Raw genomic sequence first — 12,618 nt, 5'->3', positions numbered from 1 at the left:
CCATGAGATAAGGTGAGATTTTATGAGGGCAAAGGGCACTAAAAAGATAAGTGCAGACAGGCAAGGTTTTAATGAAACTCTGTACTAGATGCGCAAGAGCGAAATAGACTTCATGCAAGTCATTGAGCTCGAGCACGCCGCAAGGCGCAACAAAGATTTGGATGAATTCGCGAAATTTTCTACTTAGTCGACTATGTAAAAAGGAGCAGTTTAAACTGCTCCTTTTTTAGATGAGTTACATCATGCCCATGCCTGGCATTCCGCCCATGCCACCCATACCTCCGGGCATTCCACCAGGAGCTTCATCGGATTTTGGCTGAGGCTTGTCGGTAATCATACACGCGACAGTGATGAGCAGGCTTGCGATCGAAGAGGCGTGTTTGAGCGCACTCTTTGTCACGAGGACAGGATCGATCACTCCTGCTTTCAGTAAGTCTTCAAATGTGTCGGTTAAACCGTTGTAACCAAATGCATCTTTTCCTTCGAGAACCTTTTCAGCAATCATGTTGCCTTCTTTCCCGCAGTTCGTTGCAATGGCAATTGCAGGCGCATAAGCTGCCTTACGGATGATATCTGCACCGATCTTTTCATCTCCCTTAAGCTTGAGATGATCCAATGCGCTAATTGCTCTGAGAAGCGCCACACCACCACCAGGAACGATTCCATCAACGACAGCGGCACGGGTTGCATGCAAGGCATCTTCGACACGTGCTTTTTTCTCTTTCATTTCAGCTTCAGTTGCTGCACCGACGTGAATCACAGCGACACCGCCAGCGAGTTTTGCGAGGCGATCTTCTAAGTTACCGCGATCGTACTCTGAAGTTGTGTTTTCAAGTTCGTATCGGATCTCTGCAACACGCTTCTGAACCACTTCTTCAGCACCTTGTCCATCGACAAGAGTCGTTTCTTCTTTACCCACCTTGACAGTTTTGACAAGTCCGAGAACTTCTGCACCGACTTCTTGGATATCGAGACCTACCTCTTCTGAAACAACCGTTGCACCAGTCAGTGCTGCAATGTCTTGAAGAATCGCTTTGCGTCGATCACCAAATGCTGGAGCTTTCACTGCGCAAACAGGAAGACCTGCTTTAAGTTTGTTCACAACAAGTGTTGCGAGAGCTTCGCCTTCGATATCTTCAGCAATGATGAGAAGTGGACGCTGTCCACCTTCCATGACTTTTTCAAGAATCGGAACGATGTCTTTGGCGTTTGAAATCTTTTTGTCTGTCAAAAGAACGTGAGCGTTTGAAAGCTCTGTTGTCATCTTTTCTGGATTAGTCACGAAGTAAGGCGATAAATACCCTTTATCAAATTGCATTCCTTCGACAACATCGAGAACGGTTTCAATTCCCTTTGCTTCGGCAATTGTGATCGTCCCATCTTTACCAACTTTTTCCATCGCTTCAGCAATGATTGATCCCACATCTGGATCATTGTTTGCTGAGATGGTTGCCACTTGTTTGATTTCTTCTGGCTTGCTAACAGGTGTTGCAAGTTTATCAAGTGCTTCAATGATGCTTTGAACAGCTTTGTCAATTCCACGTTTAAGGCTCATGGGATTGCCACCTGCAATCACGTTTTTGACACCTTCTTTGAAGATGGCTTCAGCCAAAACAATTGCAGTTGTTGTTCCATCACCAGTAACATCTGATGTTTTTGAAGACGCCTCTTTCACGAGCTGTGCGCCGATATTTTCGAATTTATCTTTAAGAGCGATCTCTTTTGCAACTGTCACACCGTCTTTTGTCGAAAGAGGAATTCCCATTCCTTTATTGATGACAACATTCCGCCCTTTCGGCCCTAACGTGACGATGACAGCTTTTGCCAGAGTCTTCACTCCCTTGAGGATAGACTTAAGAGCTGTTTCATTAAATTGTAACATTTTTGCCATTGCTTATTCCTCCGTATTACTCTATGACAGCCAAGACATCTTCTTCAGACATGAGAAGGTAATCGTCTTCTTCTTCGGTTTTCACTTCAGTTCCAGCAAACGCACCAAAAAGCACGCGATCTCCAACTTTGAGTTCGAGCGGAGTTACAGATCCATCATCTTTTGTAGCTCCTGGTCCAACTGCTACAACTTCACCTTGTTTAGGTTTTTCTTGAGCGGAATCGGGAAGGAGAATGCCACCTTTTGTGAGGGTCGCTTCAGCTCGCTTGACGAGAATTCGCTTTCCAAGAGGCTTTATCTTCTTGACTGACATAATTTTAGGTCTCCTAAGATCATTTGAAAAAACAAAATCATAATGCTGAAACCCCCTTTTTGTCAAGGGAGGAAAGATAGTTTTTAGCAATCTTCGACCTTTATTGCTAATATTCTGAAATGAGGTACCGAGCACGCACCTTTTCGAACTCACTTCGCTCATCTTTTTGGTAGGAAATCATCTTCCAAGCTGCGTACTTTTCTTCATTCATGATACGCAAGACTTCACTATTTCCATTTGCTTTGCAAAACAGATCCTTCTTAGTTTTATTGATCCCACCAATAGATGCCCTGACCCGATCGGGATACAAGCTTTTGAGCATTCCGAGCAAAAGGTACTGAACACTTGAAGGACGGTATCTCAACTTGTCAGTCACTCGTATCAAAACACCATGACATTCTTGCCCCTTAAGTGATCCATAGAACGGGCAGTAATGAAAAGGAAGAAACTTCACGCCAGGAAGCCGCTGCTGATTCAGTTTGGTTGCAAAGTCTTCTGCATCTAGCCAAGGAGCTCCCACCACTTTAAAAGGAAGGGTATAGCCCACCCCATGATTGACAATGTCGAGTTCTCCAAGAATGCCAGTTGAAGCATAGAAGAGTGGCGTGTCCGCTTCAGGGATATGAGGGCTCGTGGGGATCCACTCAAGCCCAGTATCCTTATAACTCATGCGCCTTTTCCACCCGCGCATGGGAACGACTTTCAGCTGGCACCCTATCTTGTATTCCCCATTGAAAAAGCGGGCCAACTCCCCAATTGTCATCCCATGACAGTAGGGCACATTGATATAACCAATATAAGAACGCCACTTTTGATCGAGCATCATTCCATCGACGATCATCCCATTGATCGGATTTGGTCTGTCTAACACAATCACTGGAATTTTTCGCTTCGCAGCCTCTTCCATCACATAATAAAGTGTTGTCGCATAGGTATATGAACGCACTCCAATGTCTTGAATGTCATAGATAAGCACATCAATCTTCTTGAGCATCTCATTTGTAGGACGACGTGTTGACCCGTGCAAACTATAAATGGGAATTTGATCCTTCGTGCTTCCATCTGCCACCTTTTCAAATGCATACCCATTTCCATTGAGTCCGTGTTCGGGAGAAAACAAAGCCACAAGCTTCAGATGATCTTTCAATAGTTTGGCAGTGGGGATGAGATCTCGATTGACACCCGTGTGGTTGGTCACAAGGCCTATCCTTTTCCCTTGAAGAAGTTTATGGTGTCCTTCAGCAAAAAAGACATCGATTCCCAAATCGACATCTGCTCGCAAAGTCATTGAAAACAAGCAAAATAGGAGAAGGAAAAAACGGGCCATATTTTTTTACAGTATTTTTGAAAAGATCATACGACAAAAAGAATTTTTCAGGTAATAAAACGGTTAGGGAGTGTTGTAAGAGGAGCACATGTCAGAAGAGAGCGAATCCAAACATTTGAAAGCCGCACGTGAGATGCTTTCTGCTGCCTATCACACTCCTTCAAGTTTGGAAGAGCGGCAAGAAAAAGCCATCGAACTCGCAGCACATATCTTGCTCGAATCTAACCGGATCATCACTAAAGATGATCAGAAAAAGCACGAAGAGCTTTCGCGTATGATGCGCGATCCTGTGGGGAAGGTTTTCACAACGGCGATGACGGATCAATGTTTCCGCTCCCACAATTACAGCCGGATTGCCAATCAAATGATCTATTTGCTCGGCTTGTATGGCATCCCTAAATTCTTAGGCCCCTTTAAACGACTACAACTCTATTTGTTTAAGATGTTTGGTGACAAATTTGCCAACATTCTCGTCCCAATGGCCATGCGCCAACTGCGACTAGAAACATCTAAAGTGATCATTCCTGGTGAGAAAGGGCCCTTAGCAAAGCACATCAAAAAACGGAAAGCCCAAGGCATTCGTCTCAACTTAAACCACTTGGGCGAAGCCATTTTAGGTGAAGAAGAAGCTAAAAAAAGGTTAGGCATTTACCTGCGCGATTTAAAAAATCCCTACATCGATTACGTTTCGATCAAAATTTCCACAATCTACTCTCAAATCAACCTCCTTTCCCACGAAGGCACTCTAGAGAATCTTGCGGTTCGCATGCGAGAACTCTACCGCGCAGCTATGGAACACAAGACGCAGCTGAAAGATGGGTGCACTTCGCACAAGTTCGTCAACTTAGATATGGAAGAGTACCGCGATCTCCATCTCACAAAAGATCTCTTCATCAAAATCTTGAGCGAACCCGAGTTCCATTCCCTTTCTGCAGGAATTGTCTTGCAAGCTTACCTACCCGATTCACATGATATCCAAAAAGAGCTGACCGAGTGGGCTATGGAACGTGTGAGGAATGGTGGCGCTCCAATAAAAATTCGAATTGTGAAAGGGGCCAACATGGCCATGGAACAAGTCGAAGCCTCTCTTCGCGATTGGGCTCAAGCTCCTTATGAACAAAAAGTTCAGACCGACGCCAATTACAAAGCCATGATAGTCTACGCCTGCGAGCCCGAGCATGCCAAAGCCGTTCACATCGGCGTTGCCAGCCATAACCTTTTCGACATCGCTTTTGCCATGCTTCTCCGTTTGGAAAACCGCGTCGAACAAGAAGTCACATTTGAAATGCTTGAAGGCATGGCGGATCATACTCGACAAGTTGTGCAAGCCTTAACAAATGACATCCTCCTCTACTGCGCCGTTGCTACAAAAGAAGACTTTCAAAGTGCCATTGCCTATCTCATTCGCCGACTTGATGAAAACACAGGAATCGAAAACTTTTTAGCTCACAGTTTTGGACTCACTCCCGAATCAAAAGAATGGGCCATTCAATGTTCACTATTCCGTGACGCATGCGAAATGATCCCAACTATTTATCAAACTCCTCGCCGCACACAAAATCGTTTTGATCCCCCCTCCCATCTCGACATCAAAGCCCCCTTCGAAAACGAATCCGATACCGATTTTTCACTCGAAGAGAACCGTAAATGGGGCGAAGCCATCTTAGAAACCTGGAAGAATAAACAAATCGACCCTATCCCTCTCGTCATTGAAGGAAAAGAAATCTCCCACCCCGAACCAGAAGGGAAAGGATACGACCCCTCAAGTCCTAACCGCCCCTTATATACCTATAGTATGGCTTCCTGGGAAGAAGTGGACCAAGCTCTCAAATGTGCTAAAAACTATGAAAAAACTTGGAGTCAAACTTCGGTCGAAGAGCGCTGCGAGCTTCTTTCTAAAGTGGCTCAAAGGCTTCGAGAAACTAGGGCCGACCTGATCGGCGCAATGGTTGCCGATGGAGGCAAGCTCATCATGGAAGCCGATGTCGAACACTCCGAAACCATTGACTTTGCCGAATACTACCTTCGATCGATGCAGCATTTAAGTGGGCTTGCCGACATTAAGTGGTCTCCGAAGGGAACCATCCTTGTGGCCCCACCTTGGAACTTCCCCACCTCAATTCCAGGAGGAGGAATTTGCACAGCATTAATCACAGGAAATTGTGTCCTCTTTAAACCCGCTCCCGAAGCAGTCCTAGCGGGATGGGAACTGGTCAAAGCCTTTTGGGATGCAGGAGTTCCTAAAGAAGCCCTGCAATTTATCAACTGCGAAGACGATCCTGTTGGAAGCCAACTGATCAAAGACACCCGCGTCAACTCTGTCATCTTAACCGGTGCAACAAGTACAGCACATCTTTTTGCAAAAATGCGTCCAGGAATCGATCTTTCAGCCGAAACTGGTGGAAAAAACGCCCTCATTATTTCAGCCCTATCCGACCGCGACTTGGCAATTAAAGACCTCGTCCAATCGGCATTTGGACACAACGGACAAAAATGTAGCGCAGCCTCCATTGCCATTCTAGAAAAAGAAGTCTACGACGATCCCCACTTTCGCAAACAGTTGCGCGATGCTGCAGCCAGCTTTAAAGTCGGCTCTGCTTGGGATCTTTCCAGCAAAGTCACCCCTCTTATTCGAGAGCCTGGTGACGACTTGAAAAAAGGGCTCACGACATTAGAAGAAGGAGAGTTCTGGTTACTTGAGCCCAAACAAGACAGTTCTAACCCCAATCTATGGTCACCCGGGATTAAATTTGGCGTCCACAAAGGAAGTTACACCCAACAAACCGAATTTTTCGGTCCTGTTTTAGGAGTGATGCGCGCAGAAAACATCGACCATGCCATCCACCTAGCAAACTCCACACCTTATGGATTGACATCTGGCATTCACAGCCTTGACAAACGAGAAATCAAAAAGTGGCAAAACCTGATCATTGCCGGGAACTGCTACATCAATCGGACCATCACAGGGGCAATTGTCAGACGTCAACCCTTTGGCGGCTGTAAAAATAGTAGCTACGGCCATGGAAGCAAAGCTGGTGGCCCTAACTATTTAAGCCAATTTATGCATGCTGAGCAAAACGGCATTCCAAAAGAAAAATTTCCTGTCGGGGAGTGGGTCAATAACCTCACTCGTTTTCTCGAAAAGTTCGATTTATCTGCTGAAGAACTTGGCATGTGGTACGCCAGCGTCTCAAGTTACGCCTTTTTTTGGCAGCAATTTAAACGAGACAAAGACAGCTCTAAAATTGTGGGACAAGATAACTTCTTTAGGTATCTTCCTCAGAAGAAGTTGGTTTTTCGCATCAGTCCCCAAACAAAACCGATGGACTACTTGCGCGTTTTTGCAGCAGCACTCACGTGTGAAACACGCTTAGAAGTCAGCTGGGAAAAAAGTCAGGATGCAAAAGTCCGCCAAGCAAATTGGGAGTCCCTCCTCCCCATTTTCAACATCGTCGAAGAAGACGAAGCCTCCTTTATCAAGCGAATGTGTAGCTGTCATTTCAAACGCATTCGTATGCTTGAAGAACCCAGCGAAGAAATGAAGCAAGCAGCAGCAAAGTCGGCAACATACATTGATCATGCTCCTATATTAGCCAATGGAAGAATCGAACTTCTTCACTATTTACGCGAAATGGCGCTTAGTATTGACTACCACCGTTATGGCAACCTTGGCCTTCGTGAAGGTGAGTTACGCAAGCCCATTCACTAACCTCCTCTTTTCAAAAAATTTGCACTACCTTAATAAAAAATCTTTTTTTTAATTTCTGAAAATCATACGATGGTAGCCATCAAATTTTTCCCGGAGTTCTAAGATATGAGTAGTTATCTTACCAATTTAGCATCAATGCAAACACCACTAACCGTAGCTGGTTCTATCTTTTCAGGAGTTGCTACAGCTTACGCAAAAAATTATCCTATCAAAAATGCCGCCATCATCAGCGGTGCCACAGGATTTGCAGCTTCAATCACAACTTCTGCTCTAGACCCAGAAACAAAAACAATCTACAAAGTACTTTTAGCCGCTGCGACAGTTGTCGGAACACTCATGGCGTTGCAAAGTGCTAGTAAATACCTAGAAGCCAAGTTTGGTTTTGTCATTGAACCGAAGCTTGTGAGCTACCTCACAGTCGCAAACGTGATCGGAGTCGCAATCAGCTTTGCTGTAAGCCGATCCAAGACTCTCCTAGACGTTGAAGCTTTTGACAAGCTCTCTGATGAAGCTGTTACAACTCTTCATACACGCATGCTCAAAGAAGAGAATAAAGAGTTTGCTGAAAGCAGCACTCTTCTCCAACTTCGCATGGTCCAGCGCTTCACAGCTCTTGGCCTAGATGTCAGCAAATTTGAAGCCAAATTGACTGTTGACGCTATTAAAGGTCTTAACAAAGCTGAAGTAGAATACCTCTTCAAGTTCCGTATCGAAACTGATGAAGGCAAAACAGCAAAAACATGGACTTCTTGGGTCGATGCTGATGAGACTAAAAACGCTCTCGTCTTACGCTTCCTTGCTTTCAGATTCTTTAACTCAACAATTTCTAAAGCAGATTTGGAAGCAGCGCTTAAAGTGAGCGATCTGCCAAAAGAAGAGTTTGAACTGCCCACTACTGTTGAAAGTGTTAAAGCTCTTAGCACAACTGATTCAGACTTCTACCGTGAAATCTACAAAGTCTTGTCTGACAAATGGACTGAACTTTCTATTGCTGCTCAGTGGGAACTTGTGCAAGCAAAACCTGCTGATCTGCCTCCAACATTTAATAAGGACAATATCAAGGATGCACCAAAAGCTGCGATTGAGTGGTACATTGGCGAAGATAGCCCAGTGAAATGGCGCGAAGTTCCACGCCCCATGCAAGAAGCATTGAAAACAAAATGTGCTGAAGAAGGAATCGAGCTCACTGCAGCCTTGAATCCTGAAGAAGTTGAAAAACTCGAAACAGAAGATGTGAAAGCTTACTTTGCGCTCTTTGCAAATGAAAAGTTTGTTAACGCACTTTCTGATGAAGTGGCTGCAGCATTCATGCAACGTTTCTACGAAATGGAGCTTGATCCAACCTCAATTCCAACAGCTCTGTTCACACCAGCACGTATCGTCAAACTGCCATTACCAGCTAGCGATACTGAAGCAACTGACCTTAAGTCAGTGCAAGTTAAATGGGTCTATAAGGCTCATTCTGGTTCACTTGAAACTTGGTATGACAGACCAGCACAAAAACGTATTCTCAATGACAAGTTTACATCAGAAGGTCTTACACCTCTCTTCATCATTGCTAAGGGAGAGGATCTACCTAAAGACCTCGATGTTCAACTTCACCATAAGGCATTCACCAGAGATGTTGAAACTTGGAAGAAGTTTTGGAATGGTCAGCAGCATGAATTTAGAACTCGCTTTGAAGCGAAAGGTCTACCTATTGATGCACTCACCGTCACTTCTTGGAGATCATAAACTTTTCTTTAAAAGAGAGGGCATTCGCCCTCTCTTTTTTTTATTCTTTTCATTTAATATTACTATCTCCATAATTACGCCCAAATTAACCATAAGGGGTAATTATGACTGCTATTTCAAACTATAGTCAAAATCTTTTTTCAAAAGAGTCTGCTCTTAACTTTGCAGGCACAGTAGGAGCCGGCTTGCTCTCAGCACGCTTCCTGCCGATTTCCATTAAAGAAGCAGGTGTTGTCTCTGCAGCTGCAGGCACGCTCTCTACTATGGGACAAGCGCTTCTTGGAAAAGATGCCGACCCTTTTAAGAAAAGTTTAGTCACCATCGGAGCTTTTGCCCTGACTTATTTTGGAACAGCCGCTCTTGCTCCAACGCTTAGTGCGCGTTTTGCGATCACACTTGCTCCAAAGACCATTGCAAAAATTCTTGCATTTAACGCTGTTGGACAAGTTGTTTCGTTTGGATTAGCAAAACTCCTCATTGTCACACCCTGGAACATGTCAGAGACTCAAATCAAAGCTCTCTATAAAAAATATGAGGAAGACGCAGAGCTCTTCACCAAGCTTCCTGCCATCGAGCAACAACTCGTTTACAGCCGCTTTACAAAGCTAGAACTCGACACCACTGCGTTGACTTATACTCAGCCATCAGGAGACGACATTGCAGCTTTAACCAAAACAGAAGTCCACACACTGCACCAACATGAAGTGGTCGTTGAAAATGACGATTTACTGCTTCGTTACTTTGAGCTGAACTTAAAACCTTTCGAAGCCATTGAGAAACGTATTCCAAAATTAGAGCTCAAACAGCCTGAAACGGTTAAAGAAGTCGAAAGCTTAAGCGAAGAAAAGCTCGCTTGGTACAAGCTTTATTATACAAAGAACAACACAGCGCGCAAAAAGCTTCCTCACGACGTTCAATGGGCTCTTTACTCAAAGGATAAAGTCGTTTCAATTTATAGCTTCAATCCCGAGTCACTAGAAACAGCACCCGAAGCACAAATTCGTGACGTGATAAACACAACAAGCCTTCAATGGTGGGTCAAACTATATCCATCAACACAAAAAGCTTTCGTTGAACGTGCAAAAGCTCTTGAGATTGAAATCCCTCATCCCGTTCATCCGACTAAACCTGAAGAAGTCACCTCATTAGATCCAAAAGTGGTCGAAGCTTACAATAAAAACTTCCCTAGCGGGCTCGACAAAGAGGTAATCAAAGCCTTTAATCAACGCTTCTATGAGATGAAGTTGCCACTTCCTAATGGTCAAACTATTAATCAATTAGCAAACGCGACTAACCCCATATGGCCACAAATCGCTCTTGAGCTTCCTAAGACCCCGGAAGACGTTGACAAGCTTCATGACAATCAAATGGCTTGGGTCTATGCATTTATTCATGAAAACGATGGCTTTAGCTCTCTCTCATTTGAAATGCAATCTGCTATGAATGATCGTCTTTATAACGTACTGAAAGCATATCGTTGGTTAAATACTGATCAACTGACAGCTGAAAACGCCTTCGTTGCATCACGAACGACTCTCCATCTCTTACATTATCAACTGCATGTAATATTCAATCAGTGGAAAGAACTTCCTGCTGACGTGATTGGGGCACTTGATGCGCGATTCGCAGCACAGTACCCTACCGATAAGCTTTTAGAGAGTGAAGTGAAAAACTACCACATGCTTTTTGCAACAAGACCAGAATGTTGGGGCGCTTTAGCAAAGGTCCGTCAACAAGCGTTGCGTCAACAGTTCGACAAATACCCCGAGCTCAAGCAGCTTCGCTTAAACTGGTATTAAACTTTTCTTAGTAAAGAGAGGGCTATTACCCTCTCTTTAACGTTTGATCCTGTATGATTTCCTAAAATTTTTATATGGAGATCACTATGGAATCAATTCGTCAACATCTTTTTTCAAAAGAATCAGCTTTTAATTTTGCGAGCACTTTTGCCATGGGATTCATCCCATCGCGTTTCACCCCTATTAATATGCAAGAATGTGCTCTTATCGGCGCTGTTTCTGGAGGACTAACATCAGTAAGTGATGCCTTAGCTGGAAAAGATGCTACCACATATAAAAAAACCCTTTTTTCTGCTGCCGCATTTGCGCTCACTTACTTTGCTTTTGCGCAACTAGTTCCACATCTCAATAAGCATTTGACGGTTCAACTCTCCCCTACTTCTATCCTCCAAGTTCTAGCATTTAATGCACTTGGACATGTTGTTGCATTTGCGCTCACAAAAGTTTTCTTGACCACTCCTTGGAACATGTCAGATGAGCAAATCAAAACTCTACATGAAAAATACACAAAGAATGTAGAGCTCTTTGAAAGGCTTCCGAAACTTGAACGCCTCTTGCTTTGGCACCGTTTTGACACGCTAGAATTAGACACAAGTGCGCTAGAAGATAAAGTTGAAGATCTTACAAAAGAAGATGTGGCTGCATTGACAGATGATCAAGTTCGCACTTTGCACCAATATCAAGCTACCTTAGAAGATAACGTCAATCTAGATCTACTTCTCCGTTATTTTAATCTGGATCTTTCTCCTGTTGACGGCCAAGAAGAAGATATTGGAAAACTATCTCTTAAGGTTCCTACAACACTTGAAGATCTTGATGAGATCCAGGAGGAGCAGTTCAAATGGTATGCAATTTATTTTGATGAGAACGAAGAGAAATTAGATGAAGTGCCCGAAGCTGTCCAGTGGAAGCTTTTTACAAAGGGCGGAATGAATGAGTATGTCATTGATCAAAAAGTTTTGGACACAGCTTCAAAAGCACAACTCGAAGAATATGCACACTATGCAGTGGAGCATCCAGAGTGGTGGGTGACGAATGAAGCTGATGTACAGAGAAATTTCATCGGGAAAGCAAAAGGTGAAGGTATCACAGAGCTCCCTCTTCTTGCTCCAGATACAACTGAGGCTGTCTCAAAGCTCGATGAAACGTGGGTACGCGCCTATAATCAATGTCTTCATGAAGGGTTGGATGAAGAAGTCGAAAAGGCATTAAACCTTCGCTTTTTTGAACTGAAACTCCCCTTCCCAAATGGTCGCACCCCTGCTAGTGTATCAGAAGCAGAGGAAAGCTATCCAAAAATTGACATTCCTCTTCCTACAAGCGCTGAAGCCATAGAAAAGCTCTGCGATCATGAGCTTCAATGGATTTATGCTGTACTTGAAAACGGCGATCAAAGATTCTTCTCCTTGTCTTTTGAAGTGCAGTCCGCTCTAAACGATCGTTTTGATCTGTCGGAGGATTTCTGGGCGTATTACTTTTCTATCGACAAACTAACAGAAACCAACCTCAAAACAGCCTCTGAGACAACCATTAGAGTATTGTCAGAGGATGTCGTTCATGACCTTGATCAGTGGGTGGTTGTAGCTCCAGCTGTTCGACAAGCTTTTCAAGAGCGCTTGGGAAAAGATCCTTTCACTGTTACAGCTTTTAAAGCTGTTGACACTGAAAACCTTGACGAAGATGAAGCTACAAACTTCCACACGTATTTCAAAGGAAAAGGAAACGAAATGTGGAAGCAACTTGGTGACAAGCAAGCTGCTTTCAACAAGACCTTCGATCATCATTCTCTAGATCAGCTTGAAGTTTAAATTTTAATAGAGAGGGCATTAGCTCTCTCTTTCCACT

The 12,618-nt window shown here is 44.0% G+C and carries 7 protein-coding genes; 4 read left to right on the top strand and 3 right to left on the bottom strand.

Annotated features, from left to right (window positions below; translation table 11 throughout):
• Positions 1-235: 235 nt before the first annotated feature.
• The 3 genes from groL to ACOOFG_RS01095 form a co-directional block, all read right to left on the bottom strand.
• Positions 236-1,891, bottom strand: a complete 1,656-nt coding sequence (gene groL / locus ACOOFG_RS01105; protein ID WP_420421807.1) for a chaperonin GroEL — start codon at positions 1,889-1,891, stop codon at positions 236-238.
• Positions 1,892-1,907: 16 nt separating this feature from the next.
• Positions 1,908-2,204 (bottom strand): co-chaperone GroES, encoded by a 297-nt coding sequence (locus ACOOFG_RS01100; protein ID WP_420421806.1) that lies wholly within the window; start codon positions 2,202-2,204, stop codon positions 1,908-1,910.
• Between the two features lie 106 nt (positions 2,205-2,310).
• On the bottom strand, positions 2,311-3,492 hold the full coding sequence (locus tag ACOOFG_RS01095) for an exo-beta-N-acetylmuramidase NamZ domain-containing protein (RefSeq protein WP_420421805.1): 1,182 nt from the start codon (positions 3,490-3,492) through the stop codon (positions 2,311-2,313).
• A gap of 127 nt (positions 3,493-3,619) precedes the next feature.
• Between ACOOFG_RS01095 and ACOOFG_RS01090 the strand changes: the two genes are divergently transcribed.
• The 4 genes from ACOOFG_RS01090 to ACOOFG_RS01075 all read left to right on the top strand — a co-directional run bounded on the left by ACOOFG_RS01090 (position 3,620) and on the right by ACOOFG_RS01075 (position 12,581).
• The gene (locus tag ACOOFG_RS01090; protein ID WP_420421804.1) at positions 3,620-7,240 is read left to right on the top strand and encodes a proline dehydrogenase family protein; all 3,621 of its coding nucleotides are present in this window, start codon (positions 3,620-3,622) and stop codon (positions 7,238-7,240) included.
• Positions 7,241-7,345: 105 nt separating this feature from the next.
• Positions 7,346-8,974, top strand: a complete 1,629-nt coding sequence (locus ACOOFG_RS01085; RefSeq protein ID WP_420421803.1) for a hypothetical protein — start codon at positions 7,346-7,348, stop codon at positions 8,972-8,974.
• A gap of 104 nt (positions 8,975-9,078) precedes the next feature.
• Positions 9,079-10,773 (top strand): hypothetical protein, encoded by a 1,695-nt coding sequence (locus tag ACOOFG_RS01080; RefSeq protein ID WP_420421802.1) that lies wholly within the window; start codon positions 9,079-9,081, stop codon positions 10,771-10,773.
• A gap of 86 nt (positions 10,774-10,859) precedes the next feature.
• The gene (locus ACOOFG_RS01075; RefSeq protein WP_420421801.1) at positions 10,860-12,581 is read left to right on the top strand and encodes a hypothetical protein; all 1,722 of its coding nucleotides are present in this window, start codon (positions 10,860-10,862) and stop codon (positions 12,579-12,581) included.
• Positions 12,582-12,618 lie beyond the last annotated feature (37 nt).

Origin of the sequence: Simkania sp., assembly GCF_965215465.1 — a bacterium.
Classification (GTDB): Bacteria; Chlamydiota; Chlamydiia; order Chlamydiales; family Simkaniaceae; genus Simkania.
Note: the sequence above shows the minus strand (reverse complement) of the source record. Positions and strands in the feature narration are given on the sequence as shown.

Bases quoted from the DNA above. Each gene is read 5' to 3' on its own strand.
- groL (WP_420421807.1), bottom strand. From the start codon at position 1,891: ATGGCAAAAATGTTACAATTTAATGAAACAGCTCTTAAGTCTATCCTC.
- ACOOFG_RS01090 (WP_420421804.1), top strand. From the start codon at position 3,620: ATGTCAGAAGAGAGCGAATCCAAACATTTGAAAGCCGCACGTGAGATG.
- ACOOFG_RS01075 (WP_420421801.1), top strand. From the start codon at position 10,860: ATGGAATCAATTCGTCAACATCTTTTTTCAAAAGAATCAGCTTTTAAT.
- ACOOFG_RS01085 (WP_420421803.1), top strand. From the start codon at position 7,346: ATGAGTAGTTATCTTACCAATTTAGCATCAATGCAAACACCACTAACC.
- ACOOFG_RS01100 (WP_420421806.1), bottom strand. From the start codon at position 2,204: ATGTCAGTCAAGAAGATAAAGCCTCTTGGAAAGCGAATTCTCGTCAAG.
- ACOOFG_RS01095 (WP_420421805.1), bottom strand. From the start codon at position 3,492: ATGACTTTGCGAGCAGATGTCGATTTGGGAATCGATGTCTTTTTTGCT.
- ACOOFG_RS01080 (WP_420421802.1), top strand. From the start codon at position 9,079: ATGACTGCTATTTCAAACTATAGTCAAAATCTTTTTTCAAAAGAGTCT.